Source organism: Vibrio aquimaris, from assembly GCF_009363415.1.
Lineage (GTDB): Bacteria > Pseudomonadota > Gammaproteobacteria > Enterobacterales > Vibrionaceae > Vibrio > Vibrio aquimaris.
In genome coordinates this window covers 2003981-2025648 of record NZ_CP045350.1, presented here as the reverse complement: position 1 = coordinate 2025648, position 21668 = coordinate 2003981, and the positions used below count along the sequence as shown (strand labels likewise).

Annotated in this window: 16 protein-coding genes and 1 pseudogene; 12 read left to right on the top strand and 5 right to left on the bottom strand. The window is 41.6% G+C overall.

Going from position 1 to position 21668, the window contains the following annotated elements:
* Positions 1–46 precede the first annotated feature (46 nt).
* Positions 47–1519 carry a MocR-like pyridoxine biosynthesis transcription factor PdxR gene (gene pdxR / locus FIV01_RS09370; RefSeq protein WP_216649448.1) on the top strand — a complete coding sequence of 491 codons (1473 nt, stop codon included), beginning with the start codon at positions 47–49 and terminating at the stop codon, positions 1517–1519.
* Here pdxR and FIV01_RS09365 read toward each other — a convergent pair.
* Positions 1503–2888, bottom strand: a complete 1386-nt coding sequence (locus tag FIV01_RS09365; protein ID WP_216649447.1) for an aminotransferase family protein — start codon at positions 2886–2888, stop codon at positions 1503–1505. The two genes, pdxR and FIV01_RS09365, sit on opposite strands and share 17 nt — an antisense overlap.
* Before the next feature lie 199 nt (positions 2889–3087).
* Here FIV01_RS09365 and FIV01_RS09360 point away from each other — a divergent pair, with 199 nt between their 5' ends.
* The 4 genes from FIV01_RS09360 to FIV01_RS09345 all read left to right on the top strand — a co-directional run bounded on the left by FIV01_RS09360 (position 3088) and on the right by FIV01_RS09345 (position 6935).
* Entirely contained in the window at positions 3088–3915 is an 828-nt protein-coding gene (locus tag FIV01_RS09360) for a sulfite exporter TauE/SafE family protein (protein ID WP_152430766.1), read from the top strand.
* A 17-nt stretch (positions 3916–3932) separates the two neighbouring features.
* Positions 3933–5303 (top strand): sulfoacetaldehyde dehydrogenase SafD, encoded by a 1371-nt coding sequence (safD, locus tag FIV01_RS09355; RefSeq protein ID WP_152430765.1) that lies wholly within the window; start codon positions 3933–3935, stop codon positions 5301–5303.
* Positions 5304–5588: 285 nt separating this feature from the next.
* Positions 5589–5960 carry a polysaccharide biosynthesis C-terminal domain-containing protein gene (locus tag FIV01_RS09350; RefSeq protein ID WP_152430764.1) on the top strand — a complete coding sequence of 124 codons (372 nt, stop codon included), beginning with the start codon at positions 5589–5591 and terminating at the stop codon, positions 5958–5960.
* A 297-nt stretch (positions 5961–6257) separates the two neighbouring features.
* Positions 6258–6935, top strand: coding sequence for a hypothetical protein (locus tag FIV01_RS09345; RefSeq protein ID WP_152430763.1), 678 nt, complete (start codon positions 6258–6260; stop codon positions 6933–6935).
* Positions 6936–7001: 66 nt separating this feature from the next.
* On the opposite strand, the gene FIV01_RS09340 is transcribed toward FIV01_RS09345, so the two are convergent.
* On the bottom strand, positions 7002–7664 hold the full coding sequence (locus FIV01_RS09340) for a DUF4360 domain-containing protein (protein WP_246210454.1): 663 nt from the start codon (positions 7662–7664) through the stop codon (positions 7002–7004).
* Positions 7665–7895: 231 nt separating this feature from the next.
* Complete coding sequence (locus FIV01_RS09335; protein WP_152430761.1) at positions 7896–9185, bottom strand: sphingomyelin phosphodiesterase; 1290 nt, start codon at positions 9183–9185, stop codon at positions 7896–7898.
* Between the two features lie 584 nt (positions 9186–9769).
* On the opposite strand from FIV01_RS09335, the gene FIV01_RS09330 reads away from it, so the two are divergent.
* Positions 9770–11584, top strand: a complete 1815-nt coding sequence (locus FIV01_RS09330; protein ID WP_152430760.1) for a ricin-type beta-trefoil lectin domain protein — start codon at positions 9770–9772, stop codon at positions 11582–11584.
* A gap of 54 nt (positions 11585–11638) precedes the next feature.
* Here FIV01_RS09330 and FIV01_RS09325 read toward each other — a convergent pair whose 3' ends face one another.
* Positions 11639–13684 (bottom strand): M4 family metallopeptidase, encoded by a 2046-nt coding sequence (locus FIV01_RS09325; protein ID WP_152430759.1) that lies wholly within the window; start codon positions 13682–13684, stop codon positions 11639–11641.
* Between the two features lie 425 nt (positions 13685–14109).
* Between FIV01_RS09325 and FIV01_RS09320 the strand changes: the two genes are divergently transcribed.
* From FIV01_RS09320 to FIV01_RS09300, 5 genes are read left to right on the top strand one after another with little or no spacing between them, the layout of a single operon-like run.
* Positions 14110–15243 carry an efflux RND transporter periplasmic adaptor subunit gene (locus tag FIV01_RS09320; RefSeq protein WP_152430758.1) on the top strand — a complete coding sequence of 378 codons (1134 nt, stop codon included), beginning with the start codon at positions 14110–14112 and terminating at the stop codon, positions 15241–15243.
* The gene (locus tag FIV01_RS09315; protein WP_152430757.1) at positions 15236–16504 is read left to right on the top strand and encodes a TolC family protein; all 1269 of its coding nucleotides are present in this window, start codon (positions 15236–15238) and stop codon (positions 16502–16504) included. Before FIV01_RS09320 ends, FIV01_RS09315 begins: the two co-directional genes overlap by 8 nt.
* Positions 16504–17718 carry an ABC transporter permease gene (locus FIV01_RS09310; protein ID WP_152430756.1) on the top strand — a complete coding sequence of 405 codons (1215 nt, stop codon included), beginning with the start codon at positions 16504–16506 and terminating at the stop codon, positions 17716–17718. Before FIV01_RS09315 ends, FIV01_RS09310 begins: the two co-directional genes overlap by 1 nt.
* Before the next feature lie 3 nt (positions 17719–17721).
* The gene (locus tag FIV01_RS09305; protein ID WP_152430755.1) at positions 17722–19005 is read left to right on the top strand and encodes an ABC transporter permease; all 1284 of its coding nucleotides are present in this window, start codon (positions 17722–17724) and stop codon (positions 19003–19005) included.
* A gap of 19 nt (positions 19006–19024) precedes the next feature.
* Entirely contained in the window at positions 19025–19729 is a 705-nt protein-coding gene (locus FIV01_RS09300) for an ABC transporter ATP-binding protein (protein ID WP_152431701.1), read from the top strand.
* Between the two features lie 56 nt (positions 19730–19785).
* Here FIV01_RS09300 and FIV01_RS09295 read toward each other — a convergent pair whose 3' ends face one another.
* Entirely contained in the window at positions 19786–20811 is a 1026-nt protein-coding gene (locus FIV01_RS09295) for a lytic polysaccharide monooxygenase (protein WP_152430754.1), read from the bottom strand.
* A gap of 307 nt (positions 20812–21118) precedes the next feature.
* Here FIV01_RS09295 and FIV01_RS09290 point away from each other — a divergent pair.
* Positions 21119–21598: pseudogene (locus FIV01_RS09290) on the top strand (methyl-accepting chemotaxis protein); the annotation flags it as partial.
* Positions 21599–21668 lie beyond the last annotated feature (70 nt).

Here is a 21668-nt window from a genome sequence, read left to right as displayed (position 1 = left end):
TTAATAAATTGTTGATAATAATAACAAAATGAAGCATCTATTTTACATGAAATTCGGCAAGGGTACCAGTTTGCAAACCCAGATTAAGAACATGATCAGTACGAGTATCCTCGATGGTCACATTCGTTGCGGCGAATCGCTCCCCTCATGCCGAGAACTGGCAAAAACGCTAGGAGTTTCCCGCAATACTGTGGTTCTAGCTTATGAAAAGCTGATTGAGGAAGGGTATGTGATTGCCAAAGAGAGAAAGGGATTCTTTGTTCATTTTACCTATGACGAGAATCTAGTGGCAAGCCACTCTTCTTTGCCCCCAAGAGAAGCATGTGTCAATTGGGATAATAAACTAAAACTTGTACCGTCTCGGCAACATCATTTGCATAAACCAGATGCTTGGAGGCAGTGTGAATACCCATTTATTTATGGGCAACCTGATCCTGAATTTTTTCCTGTTAGGGAGTGGCGGGAGTGTACCCAACGAGCAGCGCAGACTCTACAAGCAAAAGAGTGGTTGCAAGACCGAGTTGATGAAGATGACCCGCTATTAATCGATCAGCTTAGGACTCGCATTCTTGCGCGCCGAGGGGTTCGCTGTAACAATCATGAGATCTTACTTACAGTGGGCACCCAGCATTCACTTTACCTGTTGAGCCAATTGCTTGGAGGGCTTGGCACTTGCCTCGGACTAGAAACTCCTGGTTATCCCGATGTTCGCCACATTTTTGATCTTAACCAGACAAACCTTTGTGAGTTGGACGTAGACAAAGACGGATTGGTTGTGAACCAAAAGATCGATGATTGTGACTATGTATTTGTAACACCTAGCCATCAATCACCCACCACAGTCACCATGCCGTTACAGCGTCGTCTTAAGCTTTTACAGAAAGCGGTTGACCATGACTTTGTGCTCATTGAAGATGATTATGAGAGTGAGCTTAACTTCTATTCAACGCCAACCCCGGCACTAAAGAGTTTAGATAACGAAGGCAGAGTGATTTATGTCGGTAGTTTATCGAAAACGCTAGCACCGGGTTTGAGAGTTGGTTACTTGGTTGGACCAGAGCATCTAATACGGGAAGCCCGTGCGTTGAGGCGATTAATGATGCGCCACACGCCGGCCAATAACCAACGCGCATTGGCGCTTTTCCTAGCTGGTGGCTACCACGATACCTTGGTACATAGACTGAAACTTAGATATGCTGAGCGTTATGAATTGCTGAAAACAGCATTGCAAGAGTTCATGCCTAGTGTTGAAATGGCACCATCTATGGGTGGCAGTGCGATATGGCTTAAAGGGCCTCAAGGTTTAGATTGTGTCCGTTTACAAAAAGAAGCATTAAAACATGGTGTGTATATCGAGACTGGAATCCAACACTTTCATCAGCTCTCTAAAGGCAAATATGAGGCAAGTCGATATTTCCGGTTGGGGTTTTCGCTAATAAAGACGGACCGCATCCAAGATGGGGTCCGCCTATTATCTCATGCAGTTGAGAAAGTACTTTCGCCTACAAAGCTGGTGTGAGTAATTGCTCTTCGACTTCGGTAAGTGCCTTGTCGATTGCCTGTGCGATTAGGTCTATTTCATATTTCTGAGTGACAAGCGCAGGACTTAAACACAAGGTGTTATTGAGTGTCTGGAATGAGCGATTGGTTCTGCCAATAATAACGCCGTGTTTTAGGCAATGAGCTGCTACTGCAACGCTTACACTCTCGTCAACAGGCTGCTTGGTTGCTTTGTCTTGCACAAGCTCAAGGCCAACAAAGAGTCCTTTGCCACGTACATCACCAACGATGGGATGCTTTTTCTTCAACTCAAGCATCTTTTCTTTCAGGTATTCACCGTGTATCCGTGCATTTTCCACCAAGTTCTCTCTTTCTATGATCTCTAGGTTAGCAAGTGCTGCGACAGGTCCTGCGGTGCAGCCTCCAAACGTAGAGATGTCGCGGAAAAAATCCATACGGCTGGTTGTATCTTGATCATGGATCAGTTGATAAACACGTTCTGTCGTCACTGTGCATGAGATAGCGGCATAACCTGATGCCACACCTTTAGCCATAGTGACGATATCTGGTTGTATTCCGTAGTGCTGGTAACCAAACCACTTACCCGTTCGGCCAAGGCCACAGACTACTTCATCGATATGTAATAGAACATCATACTGGCGACATATTTCTTGTACACGTTGCCAGTAGCCAACTGGTGGCTCGATAACGCCGCCTCCTGCTGTTATAGGCTCAAGACAAATGGCACCAACTGTATCAGGCCCTTCTCTAAGTATTACTTTTTCAATTTCATTCGCTGCTTTAAGACCATAATCTTCCGTCTCGCCCCATTGAGAACGATACTCACAACAATGAGGGACACTGATAAATCCAGGAGTAAATGGACCATATTGATCGCGTCTTTCTTCTTGACCTGTTGCGCTTAAGCAAGCGATGGTCGTGCCGTGGTAGTCACGCTCGCGATAAAGTATCTTGTGCTTTTTACCGCCATATTTTTTTGCAGCAATTTGTCTGACAAGCTTAAATGCTTTCTCGTTGGCTTCCGAGCCAGAATTGGAGTAATAAACGCGGCTAAGTCCAGGCATTTTCTCAAGAAGCTTTTCTGCAAAGCGCGTAGCAGGAAGGTTACCAGCTGTTTGAGCAAAGTAGTTCATCGTCACTAGTTGGTCTCTAACCGCATTGGCGATTTCTTCGCGACCATAGCCAACATTGACACACCATACGCCCCCTGAGACTGCATCTAAGTATTGTTTACCGTGAACATCCCAGACATACATGCCTTGGCCTTTTTCGATCATCATAGGCGTAGCTTGGTGCGGCTTCATATGGTGCCAGACGTGTTCATTATTGCTGTCAACCAGTGATTGAATATCCATGTCGTTCATCATCAGCTCCTTAAGATTACTACTTTTTATAACGGCTTAACTCTGATGTTCGATGAATGAACCATTAGTTCAGGCTAACTCACCGCTTGCTTAGTTAAGGTGTTGTGTATGCAGATAAAGTTTACAGACCTATAAGATGAGGTTAATAGAGCCAGATTTAGACAGATTTTAAGTCCAGTACTGGTACCAAAAAAACTGTTTGTTGGCTCTACGAACAATGGTTTATGTCACCTACATTAATGGTTCTATTTATGACTGGATAGTAAAACAAGCAATGGACGTTATTTCTCTGTCAACCTCAACCTTAGCCTTATCTACCTTGGTGGTGGTTTTGGCTTCCGTGCTATCGAGCTTGACAGGGAGTGCTGGTGGAATTTTGATGTTCACTGGCATGAGTATATTCATTCCAGTAAGGCCATTAATTGCAATTCACGCATCCATTCAGATTGTCGGAAATGGAATTCGGGCTTGGCTACTGCGCCGCGAAGTCTCGGTCAAAATGTGCATACCATTTTGTTTTGGTGCTTTGATAGGTGCTGCATTGACGACTCGGTTGCTTGTGGAGCTGGTCAGTGATTTGTTTGCTTTGTATCTTTTACTCTTGCTTATTGTCTATACATTGTTTAGACCTAAAAAATTGCCGATGTTGAAGATTAAGGATAAGAGCTTTTTTTGGGTAGGATTGGCAGCAGGTAGTTTAGGAATTATTGCAGGTGCGGTTGATCCCTTGCTCACTGCATTTTTCATGCGTGATGACCTATCAAAAGAGAGCATTGTTGCCAACAAGTCTATCATGCAGCTTTTTGTTCACTTGACTAAAATACCTGCGTTTCTCTATCTGGGCTTTTCATTTTCCGACAATGCAGGTCTGATTATAATTTTTGCTGTGGCAGCTTTTTTAGCAACAAAGTTGGGAGTATTCTTACTGACTAAAGTAAATACAGCCTTATTTTTACGTTTGATGTGGTGGGCGCTGTTTATTTCTGGCGGACAGTTAACCTATCAAATTATCACCTTACACCTTCAATAGAATAATAGGAAAGACTTATGACGTTGGCTTATCAGGTAAAAAATCCCTATACACAAGAGAGTATTGGTGACTTTAACTTTAGTTCAAAAGAAGAAATTGGAAACTGTCTTGAAACTCTTAAGAAAGGGCGTGAAGTACAGTCTAATCTGAGGGCTTTTCAGCGTTCTGATATCTTGCGTAAACTAGCGAGTTTACTAGAAACTCATGCTGAATCTTTAGCAATGATGATAACGCAAGAAACCGGAAAAACCATCGCAGATAGCCGAGTCGAGTTGACACGTGCGATTAATACCACCATTGCTTGCAGTGAAGAAGCACGTCAAATTCAGGGGGAAGTGCTGGACTCAGACGCTTATGCACCTGCGAGAGGAAGAACGGGTGTCGTTCGTTACACCCCCATTGGAACCGTTTTATGTATTACTCCTTTTAATTTTCCTATCAATATAGCAATGCATAAAATCGGCCCTGCTTTTGCTGCAGGAAATCGCATTATACTTAAGCCAGCACCGATTAATCATGGTTCAGCAGCAAAGTTGGTCGAACTTTGCTACGAAGCAGGTATTGCGAAAGAAGTGCTGCAACTTGTCGTACCTGATATTGATCAAATGGCTGGGTTAGTGAGTCATCCAGATGTTAATGCGGTTAACTTTACTGGAGGTCATCCTGCGGCTGAAGCTATCGCTGCGCATGCCGGCTACAAGAAAATGCTGTTTGAATTAGGAGGCAGTGATCCACTTATTATAATGCCTGACGCCGATCTTGACGCAGCTGTTAATGCCGCTATTCAACAGCGTTTCGCAACCGCAGGCCAGCGCTGCACAGCTGCGAAACGTCTGTTTGTCCATCAAAATGTCTATAAAGAGTTCCGTGATATACTGGTTAAGGCCAGCAGTGAACTTGTTGTCGGTGATCCAGCTAAAGAAGAAACGTTTGTTGGGCCACTGGTCAATGAGCAATCTGCTATCCAAATCAAGGATGTGATTGATCAAAGTGTGAAAATGGGCGCTACTATTGCTCTTGGCGGACAAAGAGAAGGCAATATTGTATTTCCGACTATATTAGAGAATGTGCCAGATGATAGTCCGGTGATGACTGAAGAGGTCTTTGGCCCTGTTATTCCATTGCGTGAGTTTGAGTCTATCGATGAAATTATTCCTGTCATAAACAGCAGCGATTACGGTCTTCAAGCTGGTGTCTTTACTCATGATTTGAGAACAATACATAGACTATTCGATGAACTTGATGTTGGTACCCTCGCGACCAATGATGGCCCTGGATTTAGGGCTGAACATTTTCCTTTTGGAGGCGTTAAGCACAGCGGTATCGGCCGAGAAGGGATAAAATATGCAATAAGAGAAATGTCGGTCACTAAGACGCTAGTACTATAAACTCTTCCCCTATGGTGTGACAGTGCAATTTGAAATTGTCGCACCATCTTTTTCTGTTTACACCAATTGGGATCTTGTTGCCTTTTCTAAGAGCCTTTCATCTTTTGTACTGTATTGTCTATTTTAAATTATAATCCTTTATCTAAAATTACAACCCTTGTTACCTATCAATTTTACTGATCATATCTTTGTCAAGGTTTCATTTTTTCTTAATAAAAATTAAAATCATAAATTGAAAAATTAAATGTTAGTAGTCAGTAAGTGAAGTTTTAAAAGGGAGATAAGATGATAACAATTAGAGAGTTTAATGACATTGGTTATGACGATCGAGGGGAAACAAAGTCTTTTGCAATAAAAGACTATGGGCAGTTTGTTTACCTCACAAGAAAAAAAGGCTCATGGTGCGGAAACAGCTACCATAGAGGTATCAATGAGGGCACTCGATTAAAAACTTTTATTTTACTGCAAGGTGAGGTTGTAGTTCATTGTCGCCACGTTGATTCTAGTAGTATAGAAAGCATTAGGGTCGTGGCCCCATCAATTATCGAAATCAAGCCTTTTGTTGTGCATAATATGCACATGGAAAGTGATGTTATGATTCTGGAAAATAACTCTATCAGCGATATTCAGGAAGATGTTATTAGGGAAAAAGTTTAGAAGTAATACATTCTTAAATAGATTGTCCCTATCATCATTATAAATGAATAGAAATTAATATAAATAATGAACTTACTGCCAAATTTATAATTGCTTAAATACAAGAATATAAATTAAACAATAATTTCATGTGTTGGGTAAACTTATTTTAATTATAATTTTCATTGTGTGTCTTTATTTAGAAGTCTCTCATTTAATAAAATAAATCATTTTTGTTTTATATCACAAAAATACATACCTACTCTGTTTGGTATGTATTTTGTGATGTAATTTGTCGGCGGTTTATAAGAGGAAATAATGATGAAAACAAAAATAGCAACCGCTTGCTTCGTTACTTGTTTAGCTGCCCAAGTACAAGCGGAAACCCCTCAGACTGAAACCCCTCAAGTGTTTACAGATACAACACCAGAGGGAGTATTCAATAAGTTCGAAGCTGCGCACCAAACTCGTGAAAGTATGGTTGAAAATGGCTTTACTCTGCACCGCTGCGGCGTTCAATCGATACGCCAAGGCGGGCCTATGCAGCAGCAGATAGATATTCCGCATAGCCAATTTCAGTGTTTATACTCCAAACCGGGTGAGCTTCCAAGTGATGAATCTGAGCTTGCGTATTGGCACCTGAATGTACTTTACAGTCATGATACGGGCTTATATAAGTCAGGGAATGTGTATACCGATGAATATCAAGTTAATGTTTACACGCTTAAACCTGCTTACTTACTTGATGTAGCGCCGCATTATTATAAGCAGAGAGCTCGTTTGCAATCACAAGGTATGACGGTTGGAGAGTGTAATCTTCAGCAAATTTACTATTTTATGAAACCACAAGAAGCCACCTACCTTTCTCATGTAGCGACATGCCCAGTTTATGGCTCTGAAGGTGATATTTCGGGCAATATACAGGTTGATATAAACCATACCCCTGCGAATATGGGTTATAGCGAAAGACAAGTTACGTACAACGCGACCCAATAAAATATTTGAAGATCTATAAGTAACAATGGGGGCTTGTGCCCCCATTGTTGTTTTTTATGTGCTGGTTTAGATTCTTTCACCAGTTGGGCTTACATCACCACATTTTCTAAACATTAGACCATAGCTATGAGTCAGTTTACCATCAATGGTATCGAGAGTGATTAGTCCACTATTGTCACGATTGCGGCGATTGTCCACTTTTATTTCTGACTTAATTACGACGGGTTCTGTAGCGTTACAAGAAGACCAAACTAAGCTTGATAGGCCAAGACGGTCACTGATTTGGTAGTTTTCTGAAATTGGTCCAGAAAATGCTGAGCTTAGTCGAGCTTCCTGACGCTCACCCGCGAAGAAATAAGTCGAGATTTGTTGTGCCATTACGTGTTCATCAAGGTCGGCATATCCGCGATAGTTAACGTCTGCTAATGTAAATGCGTATCCATTTGGGATTCCGAGTACTGCGGTGATCTGACAGTTTTTACGATTCTCACGTCTTGAAATATCAGGTCCAGCTTCAGCTATATATTCATCAAAACCAAGTACAAATGACTTGCCATCAGGGGCGATAGTTGAAGATACAGTACCAAAAGGACAGCCACTGCCTGAGCTTTGAAGGCTTTTGATGGTTACCTGAGAAGGATCAAGTTGGGCAAGTTCAATTTCAGCAAACGCATTAGTGGTTAATAGCGTGCTTGATGCTGCAAGTAGCGCAGAAATAGACAACTTCATTTTCAATTTAAACTCCTTTTTACTGATAGTATTATTGCTAAAATTTATTTATATTCAATAACTTATAATGAAGTCTTTAGACTAAATGAAAGTTGAAGAAAAGTCTTACCTTTACCTCTTGTCGCTTTTCTTTTTTTATAAAATGAGGCTGCAAGCTCAGTTTGCAGCCAAGTAACTTATGTAACTAACTGATTACATAAAACAAAGGTATTACTTCAATGAAGTTATAGTTTAGTCCGCTATTGTAAATTGAGCACTAACGGCAAAATGGTCGGATAAATCCCAAACTCCCCACATATCTTCTTGAAAATTGCGTGGTACAATTATCTGACTTGAGCTGTTCGAGATACTTCCATTGTTTCGATATAAGATATAGTCGAGACGCTCTCGGTCTGATTCCTCAGAATAACTCAGATGTTCATTGAGATACGGATCAAAACTGTATTCAAGTGAGCCCTCTAATGTAGGCTCTTCCAAATCGAGCACTCTTTGCATTTGCTCAAAATCTAACGGAAATTTGTGTTTAGCAATATTGAAATCACCTCCAATGATCACGGGTTCATTGTTAGGTAGATCTAGCTGGTCAATAAAAGCAAATATTTCACCGACCTGCAGTGTTCTAATGTTTCGATAAGCTTGTGAGTTCCATGCCCCAAGGTGTACGTTAAAAAGATGAAAGGGGGAGTCTCCTTTCATGATTTTTGTATAAAGTATTCCCTTATCTGCTGAACAGTCGGTACCCTTACAGTTTTGAAAGACATGTTGAGCTTGTTGAACGATGGGGTATTTGCTGAATGTAAGCACACCACCATCATAAGTATTGATCCCACCACCATCGAGTTTGTTGCTTATAAAAGGGAAATACTGCTGCATTGTCCAGAGAATATTCTGTACGTTTTCATACCGGAATAGCTCTTGCGTAAATACGACATCATGAGTATTTATTTCTCTTGATCTTGCTATTAAAGTATCTCTTTCCCTCATATACTTACCTACATGACTTAACATCCATACGTTATATGTTACTAAATTAAGAGTCTTTGGTTCTCTGGCTTCAAGCGGCTTAATTTCATCGATTACTAGAGTGATTTCATCATAACCTCCTGTATAGCTTGCTTTTAAATAATATTGATATCTCCCTTTAAATTTTGCATAGATATTCCTATCAGTATGATATTCATCCAATTCAAGGGATTCCGGATCAGCGAAAGTATAAGAAATGTTTGACCCCCAAATGGTTCCTTCCAACTTTATAGCTAAAGACAGATGTGACTCACCTAAGAATATATAAAAATCATATACTTCTCCTGCCTTTACACCAGAATAACGGCTAAGCTCTGCTACATAGGTCTGTTTATAGGGCTGGAGTGGCTCTGTGTGCTTTCTATTTATTAAACTAGAGAGACCGATGACATTGAAATCAATTTCACTCTCCGTATTATTTAATATATATATACTAGTATCTGCGTTTGCAGTGAATGTGAGTAATAGTAATATTATGGTATTAGATAGTCTTTTCATTGCTGCTCAACTTTTTATTATTTTAGTTAAAGCATTTTACTAATTTCACCTATATTTATATGCTTTGTTAACCTTTTTTGCTAACTGTGACAAATTTGTAAAGCTTTAAGGGGTTTTTAGCGAGAGCTTCAAATACTAATGTTGACTTGTCTCAATATTCGTAACTCAAAATATTAGTTGATTAAATATGCGACGATAAGTGCCTATTTACCCATATAGTTTAAATAACACATGTAGATATACGATAACGTTATCGTAATAAAAAATCATACTCAAATGTTGATGTTCATCTCCCGAATAGACCCTACTATTAACTTAATTAAAATTTAATTTTTTATCTCAATATAAATTAATATGCTCAATTGAGATGATTTACTATTATAAGTCAATGATTTGTAAAGAAATGTTTAATACATAATCATTGGATTAATGAGAGTGTTTTTTGCTAGTTTTACTCACGCTTTAAGTAATTAATGCTAGTTTTTTATTGATTTGCTGAATGTATATCTTCAATCTACCCGCTGGCAAAGTTGGAATGTCTATACAACTTTTTTGTGCTAAATCTGATGGAGTAGAGTTTTAAAATGAAAAAAATACTTACATTGTTGTCTATTGCTGTGCCTTTTGCTGCGCTTGCTGACGACACGCAAATCGAACAGTTCATGAAAGCATTTCATGAAAACCCTCAAGAAGTTATGGATAGGTTACCCCCGAAAGAAGGTGACGACTATCAGACAATGAGTGCTGAAGACATTGAACGAGTTCGGACTGAAATGCGTGATACTGTTATGGATAGGGCAGAACCTATGCTTGCCCCTCGCTTTGCACCGAATTTGGGTAATGATAACCCAGCTCGATTAGTCGATGTCGGCAATGCCCTTATCCGTAACTTAACAGACTTGGATAACGCAGCACCAGACTCGAAACGTCTGTCGGTTCAACCTTGGTCTGATACGTACTGGCCACTCTATTCTGGCGCGGCCGCATGGCGGTTTGCCGACAGAGAACTCAACGCATCAAATTGGCAAGAGTATTATGACTTCTCGCATAGTATAAAACCTCTTGATAGCTACGCAATTGAAAACCGTCATCTATTGTCACCAGCAGAAAAATACGATCTATTAGTCGGGGACAACAACTTTACCCTCACTAAGCGTTCTTGGGATTCGGGCAAAGGCTACTATGAGTCTCAAGGCAGAGTAGAACGTTGGATGGGACTTTGCCATGGCTGGGCAGCCGCCGCTTATATGCTTCCTCGACCTGAAAAATCAATCAACGTACCCGATGCCAATGGTGAGATGATCAAATTCTATCCTTCTGATATCAAAGCATTAGGCACTTTACTTTGGTCTGGAGCTCCGTTTAATACCCGATTTATTGGCGGCCGTTGTAACATTAAAGATCCAGCGAAAGATGAGAACGGACGAGTTATCGAACCAGATTGTGTCGATAACAACCCAGCGAGCTGGCACTTATCAGTACTTAATCAGATTGGTATTACAGGCCGCAGCATGATCATGGATGCGACTTATGATTACCAAGTATGGAACCAACCAATTTTGGGCTACAGAGTGAAGTACTTTAACCCAGAAACCAATCGTGCATCGAATGATCCGGCAGAAGTGACAATTGCCATGGACGACTATAAACAAGATAAGTTTACCAAGTATCGTTCATCGCGCGCGGTTTCAGTGGTTGGAGTAGAAATGGTCGTTGACTACATGGTGGAAACTAACCCTACACACAGAAATTATGATAAGCCTCAGTTAGATGGTGTATCACGTGTAAGATATTACTATGACTTAGAGTTGGATGCATCGGGGAATATTATTGGTGGTGAGTGGTACCAAAATCGTCACCCTGACTTCTTGTGGACTCCAACGCCTCAAGCCGTTGCCAAATCATACTATGATGGCAGAGGAAGCTGGGACGTAACTCAATCTGTACCCACTAGCTGGCAATCTCAAGCACCAAGAGCGTCTCGTCATACTCAACCTATGACGTCGATTGTGACGACTCTGTTTGAAGCATCTTCAAACGATGAGAAGCCTGCACAGGAATGGAAGCAGCTGTCAACACATCGCAATCAGTGTTTAGATGTAGAGTATAGCTCTGGTTCAGCAGGTGCTAAGGTGTTTGGTTGGAGTTGTCATACAGGCGATAACCAACATTGGCAGCTAACCTCGGCTGGCAAGTTAATAAGCAAAGCAGCACCAGGTATGTGTCTTGATCAAAACAGTCGTAACATAACCATGGAAGAGTGTAGCGATCGTCCTAACCAAAAATGGCGTTTCGAAAATGGCCAGCTCAAAAATGCTTTGGATAATGCTCTAAGATGGAACGAAAACACTTGGCTTGTAGAAGCTGATGTGAATGGCAGTCAATGGGCTTGGAAGTAAAGTCTGTTAGCTGAATGAACAATGGAGCTCAATAACGAGCTCCATTTTTTATCTTTATTGATAACAACTTCCTTCAAATACCCAATACCAATAATGGCCATATGGATCTGAGTAGCTGTATGGGTCTAATCCCCAACTATCTTGAATGGCGGTAAACCTATTGCCATAATATTGGACTTGAGTACCTTGCGGATAATAGTCATTGGCTGACCACTCATTGAGTGTAGAACAAAGATCCTGCGGCTGTGGCTGTGGCTGCGGAGTTGGTTCTTGCTCGTCTAAATAAGCGCTGACACCGACGTAAGCATCCGATGAGCTAGTTGCTCCTGTAACCATAATATATACATCGGCTTGGCCGACTCCACTAAAGCCACAATATTCACCATTGTCAGCGTTTGTGGATGCGCAATCATGGTCTGCTAGAGAGGCTGGTCGATTAATTGCAACATACATGTCAACGTTACCGTAACCATTATAGGTTTGAACCCAAATGTCCTGACTCGGCGCATTTTTCAAGACAAAGTGTTGCTCGTCATTACCATTGGCGTCGACAAGTGTAGGTACATTGATTTCCAATTCACTTATACCTGGAGTAGGCGTTGGTTTAGGATTAGGGTTCGGTTGGGTTGAAGTACAATTTGTTACTTGAACTCCAACTTGTGCAAAAGCGCTGTAAACTGCTGAGCTTTCATACCCAAGTTTTTCAGCAGCTTTACAGACTCCCTCCGCACCTTGCTGAAAGTTAGAGTTTGCTCGCCAGTATAATTGGTTAGCGGTTGCGTAGGCAATGAAGGCTTTTTTGATGTCCCAACCAGAACTCGTGGCTAGGTGATAGAACGCTTTGTTGAAGATACCCGAGCTATTATGGACATCAATTCCGTTGTAATATTGGTTGACATGATCGATGGAGCTGCCATCTTTGCTCGGTTGAATGAAGTATCGCATCGCATCGGAATACTTCATTACGTGCTCACCCATTTTCCAATTAAAACTTCCATTTACGTATTGGCTAAGTGCGGCGGCCGAAACATCAGAGAAAGACTCATTCATACCTCCAGACATCCCCCGATACTCAAGGCCAGAGTTCTGCTCGGTAAAACCATGACTGACTTCGTGAGCAATGACATCCCATGTCGCAAGTGGATACATGGACTGGTTGCCATCACCAAATGTCATTTGCCGCCCATCCCAAAATGCGTTGCCATAGTTTGTGCCGTAATGCACACGCATGGTCAGCTGTTGTTGTAATGGTTTAGTGTTTAGCCAATCCATATACATATCAAATACGCGTTGCCCAAAATATTGCGCGTCATTCATCGGAGCATATGCCCCATTGACTGCTCGGTTGCTGTTTGTGTTACAGCTAAATTGATGTACTTGGCCACCATACTGTTGATTCTTCATATCAATAGTTTTGACATTTTGGCTGTCCATTTGACAGTACTGATTCACTTCAAAACCACCAAAATGTGTCGTGGGACTGAAATAATATTTACCGCTTTTTTGGTTACCACCAGGGCCCTCTGCTTCGATAAATGCGATACCTTCCCATTGATCAAGAATCTCCCCATTTTTGGCATCGACTAATGTAATTGGTCTCGATGGTGACATGCCTTTCATTTCAACAAGATCAACTTTATATACAAGATGAGCCACTTGTTGCTTGTCTTGCCAGATCATTAGATTGGCCCTTGGCTCACCAATCGGGCGAGATGCAAAGCCTGTATTGGCGCCTTTTACAAGGTCTATGGCTTGGTCGGCGTTAAACATAGGCATGGTAGAGCCAATGTCTGAGCCAATACCTGTGAGCACTTGTCCATCAAGAGGGGTTATATCACCCTGATTGGAAACTTGTGCAACAATAGACTGACCGTATACAGGAACACCAAAATGTAATTGCTGCTTTCGCAGTAGAGTGTTGCTTCCTGCTTGTACATGATTAATTTCTCGATATGCCAGCGGCTGGCTAGATGGTGAATAATTCTTAGACGCTGTCTGATTAAGTATATGAGAGAGGTCGATCTGCGAGTGATCAACTATGTTTGCCGCTTGCGAGCCAAATGTTATTGGTAGCAAGAGAAGTAAATGAACATTACGCATACTTCACCTTTGTAATTATTTCAGTTAGTTGGGGTAAAAATTGCGCTTCCAGAGTAGTGATCATTTCCAACAAAAATAACTGCAATTAATTTTATATGAGTAGTTGGTTCAAAATGCTCAACTTATTGTTATTTAGAATGAGATCTTAGTTCTAAGATAGATATTTATAATTTTAATTCTGTTATTAATAATTCTTTAACTTATTGTTGTTTTTAATTTTATTCTGAGGGTTTTGTGTAACACAGGCAGAAAAATAATGGATGAATTCTGATGTCGATTGCTGAGTCTTAAAAATTCGGTCAAGTTAAAACTATGTAAAAAATACTCATTGCTATGCCTATGCAACCCGTTCATCGATATCATGGTGGAACTTATATATAACTAAGTAGTCATAGGGCTACACAAATAATTAATGGAACTAACGCATGGCTAAATCTTGGCTGATATCAACTGCATGCATTGTATTTATAGGCAGCGGTGTCTGGGTCTATTTACATTCTTCAAGTAGTACAGATCCATTTCCTATCTTAAACGTCGAAAAAGGAACGATTGAAAAACAGGCAATGGCAGTGGGTAAGATAGTGCCATCACATGCCATTTCGATTAAATCTCCCATCGAAGGGATTGTTGGCGAAATATACGCTCAAGTAGGACAAGATGTTAAACAAGGCCAACCTTTGGTCAAAGTCAGTCCGAATCCTACGCCTCAAGCTCTCACGGACGCGTCTACTGAGTTGATGCGCAGTGAAGCGGAGTTGGAATCCGCCAAACAAAAGCTATCAAATTTGGCTGAGTTGCTAAAACAAGGTGTTATTCCCAGTAATTATGATGAGTATGTTAGCGCTCGTTCCGAGGTGAAGTCTGCCAATGCGACGGTATTACAAAAACGGCAAAACCTAGAGTTGATTCAAAGTGGTGAAGCTTTAATTGGTGATGAACATTTGACCTCTACCATTTTGGCACCAATAAGTGGTACGGTTTTGAATCGTAAAGTTGAGGTTGGGGAGCCGATTATATCAACAGCGTCCAGTCAAGCGGCGACAGAAATTATGTCTCTGGCTGATATGAATAGCATGATATTCAAAGGTAGTGTCAGTGAACATGATGCGGCTCAGCTGATTACAGGAATGCCGGTTTCTTTATCGGTTGCACCTTATCCCGATATAGAAATTAAGGGTGTTATTACCAAGGTTGCTATTCAATCTGAAAAACTTAATTCGCCAGATGACACGGACACTTCCAAGAGCTTTGACAATGGCTTTGAAATAGAAGTTGGTCAACTTAACATTCCAGACAATGTGACGTTACGGTCAGGCTTTTCATCGACGGCGAAAATCACACTTAAAAAGTCTCAAGATGTCTTAACACTACCTGAACGGGCGTTGAAATTTGAGGGCTCTAAACCCAATGTTTTAATTGCAGATAATTCAGAACAAGGTTTTCACCAACAGGAAGTGGTTTTGGGTTTATCAGATGGCATCAAGGTCGAAGTGCTTGAAGGTGTGAGTTTGGGAGAAGAAGTCATTGATAATAGTATGATGGGAAGTGATCATGGCTAGTCAACGTCTTTTTAGCATAACGAGTTTGTTTTTGGCGATAACGTCAAGCGCTTCCTGCTTTTCTTTAACTATTGACCAGGCGTGGCAATTGGCAAAAAAACATGATCCTGATTATGAAATGGCTCAAATAGATCTCCAAATTGGGGAAACGGATGTTTCAGTAAACCGCAGCGCTTTACTTCCATCACTTGATGCCAAGGCTTCATCGAATTGGAACCAAGATAGCGATAATACCAACTCATATAATGTGGGCTTATCTCAAACAATTTGGGATAGCAGCTTGTGGTCAAACCTTGATCAAGCACAGGCCAACTATCTCAAAACCGAGCTAGAATTGGCGAAAGCACGAGATGATTTGGCGCAAAAAGTACTCGCGGCTTATTTAAATGTTGCCAGTGCTCAAAGTCAATTATTATTGGCGGAGAAGAAGTTTGCCGAGGGCCATAAACTTCTCAAAATAATAGAGAAGCGTTATCGCGCTGGTCGAGTAACCTCTGTAGACGTTGAAGAGATAAAAGCCACTCAGATCGCCGAAAAATCAAGTATTCTTGAAGCGAAAGCCAATCTAAATTCTCAGATGGCGCAGTTGGCTGCTCTTGTTAATCAAACTCCAGAACATGTAGAACAGATTAAGACGGATTCTCTTGTAGAGCCGAAGATGCTGGTTAAATCTGAATCTCAATGGCTTAAATTGTCCATGGATAAGAGTCCAGAGTTGTTGGCAGCGGTACAAAGTGTGAAATCAAGTGAGTTTGCTCGCCAATCAGCCCGAGGCGGCTATTATCCTACCGTCTCTGGTAATTTGGGTTATAGCGATGACGATACCAATTCAGATGGAGAGTTTAACGCTGGGCTAACCTTGAATCTTCCCATTGACCTCAACGGCTCGACGAAAGCCAAAGTCGAGGCGGCATCACTTAATGTACTGAAAGCGAAGCAATACAAGCGTAAGATAGAAATCGATATTGAGAAAAGAATTAGGCAGCAATACAACCAAGTAAGCATTGATTGGGAGCGTGTATTGATGGCGAGTTCTCTGGTTGATTCTAATGCTAGAGTGCTCAAAAGTAAGCAGACTCTTTATGACGCTGGTAAATCTGAAGCCTCTGATGTGATTGACGCTCACAATCGCTTATATGAGGCCAAAGTTGGTTTGGAGACGAATCTGTACAACTACTGGCAAGAGAGAATTGATCTGTTACATACATCTGGTCAGCTTGATGATGGAACGATTCTGACTATTTCACAGGCCTTTCATTAATGAAAACCTTATTGTTACAAACATGGGTGACCATAATGGCTCATCGTACTAAAAGTATCTTAGCAGTGGTGGCTATTTCTTGGGGTATGATATCAGTGGTTACTTTAATGGCGTTAGGTGAGGGCTTTTATCGTAAGCAGAGTCAATCATTTGCCTTTATGATCAATGATACTCAAATCATTTTCCCTTCAAGAACGAGTAGGCCGTGGCAAGGAATGCCAACGCGACGAGAAATTAGCTTATCACAAGACAATGTGGACCAGCTTAAACACGCTGATTTTGTTGCCGGTGCTTCTGCGGTTTATGCAAAATGGGATGCTAACGTATCTAGTATGTTGGGACAACAACTTGCAACAGGTGTTGGAGGTGTTGACTCGGCTTACTTCCCTTTAATGAAACGTAAACTCAGGTTGGGATCTAGGAATATTTCTCCAAGTGACATTAAAAATCACACCAGAGTAGCAATTATTGGTGATCAGCTTGCACAAATGGGTGGGTTGAGTCTCGGTGATGATGTGAAAGTCAATGGGATTCCTTTTCGGGTGATTGGTATTTTGGATGATGAAAGCAGTGGTATTTCATTTGGTGATAGTCGGAGAGTCTTCATCCCTCAAACCAGTTACCGTGACCTATGGAATGATAAAATTTGGATGATCTTAGCCAAGCCTGCTTATGATGTAGAAACGATGTTTTTTAGGCAGAATATCATCGCATTTTATGCCCAGCGACTCCATTTTGACCCAATGGACCGAGACGCCTTGTCGTTTTTAGATATGAGTGATAGGTCTGATGTAATCATCAATATTTTGAGGGGCATTCAGATATTTCTTGCTGCCAGTGGTGTGATGACCATGGCGGTAGGAGCGCTTGGTGTGGCGAATATTCTGTTTTTGTCCGTAACAGAGAGGACAAGAGAAATTGGTGTTCGACTTGCAGTGGGGGCGACCCCAAACACAATTCTCAGCCAGTTTATTTTTGAAGGGTTAATTCTTGTCGCTATAGGAACCGCGGTAGGACTGGGTCTTTCACTGAGCTTAGTAGGAATCTTGTCTATGGTGCCCCTACCAGAATGGATAGGTGAGCCAGCTGTCACTCTACAGGCAATTTTAGTCGCTTTGCTGGTGACTTTCTGTCTTGCGTTTCTTGCCTCTTATTTTCCAGCAAGAAGGGCATCGCGTTTGACTCCCGTTGTTGCTTTAAGTGCAAAGGCTTAAATCATGTTGTTGCCAATAAGACAAATTTTTCAAGAAATGGTGTCAGAGAAAATTCGATTTGCTTTGACGGTTCTAGCGGTTGCGTGGGCAACCTTATGTATTGCAGGCATGCTGGCTGTGGGTGAAGGGATCCGCCTTGGTGTAATGAAAACCGCGCAAAATGGTAATGGCAATCTCATTTATCTAACGGGAGGCATTGCTACTATCGACTTTGGCCGTTTTTATACGGGCAAGCCTTTGGAGCTAAAACTTGATGATTCCGAGATTGTAAAGTCTCTTCCAGAGGTAAAGTCAGTAGCATCAACTGCAATGTGGGAAGAGGATATAACTGTTGGGGATAAATATACATGGCGTCAGCCTTTGGCTGTTGGCCATGAATTTCAGTCTATGACTAATCTTAAACTTCTCAACGGCGGCCGCTGGTTCAATGTGATTGATCAGCGAGAGCAACGTAAAGTGGTTGTACTAGGGTATTCAATAGCGGCCCATTTTTTTAACCCAGAGGGGCGTGAGAGCTGGTTTGATACTGTGACGCTCGAAGTAAACCCTGTGGGTAAAAAAGTTAAAATTGGCGATGAGGAATTTACAGTAATTGGGGTTTTGAAAAAAAATAGTGCCGATATAGAGCAGGGCTACCCTATCGACTATTCAAGTTTTGTCCCTCTTGAAACATGGAAACGTTATCACCTTGATGTTGATATTTCTGCAATCAATGTTGAGCCCCATCAATGGGTGGATCGCATTAGGCTTGCAGATACTATACGTCAAGTTTTGGCTCGTAAGCATGGCGCAAGCGTCGAAGACAGACAGATTGTTCAGGTGGAAGATAGGTTCCTTGACCAAAAAAGCATGCGTCAGTTTCTTGTAGGTCTGCAGAGCTTTTTAGGCATCATTGGATTTGTTACTCTGGCGGTTGCTGGAGTAGGAATCGCTAATGTTATGTATGCAACAGTAAAACGTTCTACCCGAGATATCGGTGTACGTATGGCTGTAGGTGCAACGCCGACAGCGATTCGCTTGCACTATTTAGTTCAGTCGTTGGCCACTATGTTGATTGGAGGAGGGCTCGGGCTCATCACCACTTACTTACTCGTATGGACTATTGCCGCGATTGATCTCGAAGGCAACATGCTTTACGAACATCTTGGTAATCCAATCCCACAACTGTCTTGGCTAGTGGTAGCAATTGTGGTTTGCACTTTGGTCGTAACCGGTGTTTTGTCGGCTTGGTTACCGGCTAGCAGAGCAGCTAAAGTTACGCCAATGGAGGCCTTGCAGAGTGAATAACTCAGAGAGTAATACAGATATGGCTCAAAATTTACTGGTTAAACTCAATGACATATGTAAATACTATTCCAGTGGAGATACAGAAGTTAGAGCGTTGGACAAAGTGAGTCTAACTATTGCTCAAGGAGAGTTTTTATCCATACTAGGACCATCAGGTTCGGGTAAGTCGACATTAATGAACATTTTGGGTTGCTTGGATAAACCTACCCAAGGGAGTTACGAGCTTGATGGTCAAAATGTTGCTTCCTTGACGAGTAACCAGTTGGCGGAAATTCGTAATCAGAAAGTGGGTTTTGTGTTTCAAAGCTTTAATCTTCTCGAATACGCGACGGCGTTAGATAATGTTGCTCTTCCCTTGGTCTATTCAGGTATCTCAGCTAAAGAGCGTAAGCGTCGTGCTGGTGAGCTACTTAAGCAGGTAGGTTTGGGCGAGCGTATGGAGCATAAGCCAAACCAATTGTCTGGTGGCCAGAAGCAAAGGGTGGCAATTGCTCGAGCCCTAGTTAACGACCCGCAAATTATATTGGCTGATGAACCTACGGGTGCTCTGGATTCAAAGTCTGGCGCAGAAATCGAAGCTTTATTCAATCAATTACATTCACAGGGCCGGACTTTGATCATAGTGACTCATGATAACTCCCTAGCCGAGCGTACCAAACGTGTTATCACTATTAAAGACGGTAAACTTGTGTCTGATAGAAAACCTGTTGCCGTGGAAATATAAATCAACATGCGCTGATTCATCTGATGAATCGGCGCATATCATCAACGCTTGCAAGACTATCGGCCTTTAATCAGAGATAGTTGATAGTTAAACTTGGCGGATGGACCATGAACCTGATTAGCATATAAGTTATGAGAATCAAACATATAATGATTCATTCCTTTGTGCCAAATGCCGATATACCACTCTTGATTGTTATGACTATTAAACTTGGCTGCAAGCTCTGCTGGCCAAGTGCCGTGCTGAATATGTTGGTCGGTAATCACTAGAGAGATATCGTGTTGTTCTTGGCCTTCTAAATTGAATATACGTAAACGTATTGTATCTCCAACTTCTGCAGGGCCGAAGTTAAAGGGAATGAAGTAATTGAGCACGGAGAGCGTATTATCTAGTTCATTAGCCAGTGAATTTTGTTCAGGGCTGCTCTTATTAGAGGTAAACGAAATATCGCTGCAGTTATAAAAGCCTTCTCCTGCCGGATCTTCACGTTGCCATCGGGTAAACAGAATCGCGTCTCCACTTCTATTCGGTGGCAGGGCAATGGTGATTTCATAATTGCTGTTTGAATCGACAGCAATATTTCCTGCTGTATCGACCAATTCCAAATCTGACCATGTTAGTGGATAGGTAGCGTCATACTCGGGTTTACTAAGGTAGAATTCCCAATATGAAGGATTATGAGGGGCTGTTGCATGAAATATGAGTTTGAATTGATGGTTTGAATCCAGTGTTATTTGCGTCTTTTGCCAGTCGGGTGATGTGATATTGAGTCCTGATTTGGCAGGGTCACCTGCACTGCACAAACTTCCATCTGGTATTGATGTTTTGACTTGCTCCATATCCCAATATTGACTGACGTTTATCGCAATTTCGTTACGTTGTACGAACTGAAAAGCTCCGGATTGATCGAATGCAGCTTGACATGCAGCGTTTGGGATGCGGTCCTCCCAAAATCCCCCATCAAGGTAACAAATATTTTGTCGAGCGTTCGGATATTCTACCCAGCCATGGGCGTGTACGGTTAACGAACAGAAGGCCAATAGGCTTGAAATAATTAGATAGGTCGTTATGCAGGGTTTCATAATATCTCCTTGCAAATATTGTTATTGCCTTAAGGCACAATGTATGTGTACCCAACGATCTCAACCTAGCAGTAACGCCACGATTATCTCGGTAAAACTCAATTAATATCTTTTTACTCTGCTAATTTGGAAGCCTGTACTCAGAGATATGGAAATATTTGTTGAAATATTCAATCAGATTCGAGTCACTTCAAATTCAAATTATCTTATCGAATAAAGACACTAAACAATTGCCGCTCATTGCAATTGATTAGACTAACAACTAAAGCCTAATAGGTGTGCAGGTTAAAAGTAGCTAATTAAGGTAGAGCAGACCAATTTGCTTGCGCTTAATGCTGCGATTGAGGTGGCGAGGGCAGGAGAGCAGGGTCGAGGTTTCGCTGTTGTGGCTGATGAAGTGCGAGTACTCTCCCAACGAACTCATGATTCGACCGAGGAAATTAAAGCAACGATTGACACACTGCAGGCAACAACCTCTAATGCTGTAAAATTGATGGAGAACAGCTCTAAACTCGCAACACATTCTGTTGAAGATGCTGACAAAGCGAGTGTTGCTCTTGAAGAGATTAACAATTCAGTGAAAAATATCAGTGATATGGCAACTCAAATCGCGACTGCCGCAGAACAGCAAACTCATGTTACTAATGAGATAACGCAGAATGTCACACTTATTAAAGAATTTTCCGATCAATTAGTTAATAGCGCTCAGGGAAGTTCACAAGAAGCGGGTTCGGTTAAGGAGTTATTAGGCGAATTAATGACAAAAGTGTCAACCTTTAGGCTCTGATTTTAAATATATTTTAATCAATCAAGGCACTCTCTAAGTGTCTTTTTATTCATAGCTGACAAGTTGTCTG

Excerpts from the sequence above, each read along its gene's own strand:
- FIV01_RS09315 (WP_152430757.1), top strand. The coding sequence starts at position 15,236 with ATGGCTAGTCAACGTCTTTTTAGCATAACGAGTTTGTTTTTGGCGATA.
- pdxR (WP_216649448.1), top strand. The coding sequence starts at position 47 with ATGAAATTCGGCAAGGGTACCAGTTTGCAAACCCAGATTAAGAACATG.
- FIV01_RS09305 (WP_152430755.1), top strand. The coding sequence starts at position 17,722 with ATGTTGTTGCCAATAAGACAAATTTTTCAAGAAATGGTGTCAGAGAAA.
- FIV01_RS09330 (WP_152430760.1), top strand. The coding sequence starts at position 9,770 with ATGAAAAAAATACTTACATTGTTGTCTATTGCTGTGCCTTTTGCTGCG.
- FIV01_RS09340 (WP_246210454.1), bottom strand. The coding sequence starts at position 7,664 with ATGAAGTTGTCTATTTCTGCGCTACTTGCAGCATCAAGCACGCTATTA.
- FIV01_RS09295 (WP_152430754.1), bottom strand. The coding sequence starts at position 20,811 with ATGAAACCCTGCATAACGACCTATCTAATTATTTCAAGCCTATTGGCC.
- FIV01_RS09345 (WP_152430763.1), top strand. The coding sequence starts at position 6,258 with ATGATGAAAACAAAAATAGCAACCGCTTGCTTCGTTACTTGTTTAGCT.
- FIV01_RS09325 (WP_152430759.1), bottom strand. The coding sequence starts at position 13,684 with ATGCGTAATGTTCATTTACTTCTCTTGCTACCAATAACATTTGGCTCG.
- safD (WP_152430765.1), top strand. The coding sequence starts at position 3,933 with ATGACGTTGGCTTATCAGGTAAAAAATCCCTATACACAAGAGAGTATT.
- FIV01_RS09365 (WP_216649447.1), bottom strand. The coding sequence starts at position 2,888 with ATGATGAACGACATGGATATTCAATCACTGGTTGACAGCAATAATGAA.
- FIV01_RS09320 (WP_152430758.1), top strand. The coding sequence starts at position 14,110 with ATGGCTAAATCTTGGCTGATATCAACTGCATGCATTGTATTTATAGGC.
- FIV01_RS09300 (WP_152431701.1), top strand. The coding sequence starts at position 19,025 with ATGGCTCAAAATTTACTGGTTAAACTCAATGACATATGTAAATACTAT.
- FIV01_RS09335 (WP_152430761.1), bottom strand. The coding sequence starts at position 9,185 with ATGAAAAGACTATCTAATACCATAATATTACTATTACTCACATTCACT.
- FIV01_RS09310 (WP_152430756.1), top strand. The coding sequence starts at position 16,504 with ATGAAAACCTTATTGTTACAAACATGGGTGACCATAATGGCTCATCGT.
- FIV01_RS09350 (WP_152430764.1), top strand. The coding sequence starts at position 5,589 with ATGATAACAATTAGAGAGTTTAATGACATTGGTTATGACGATCGAGGG.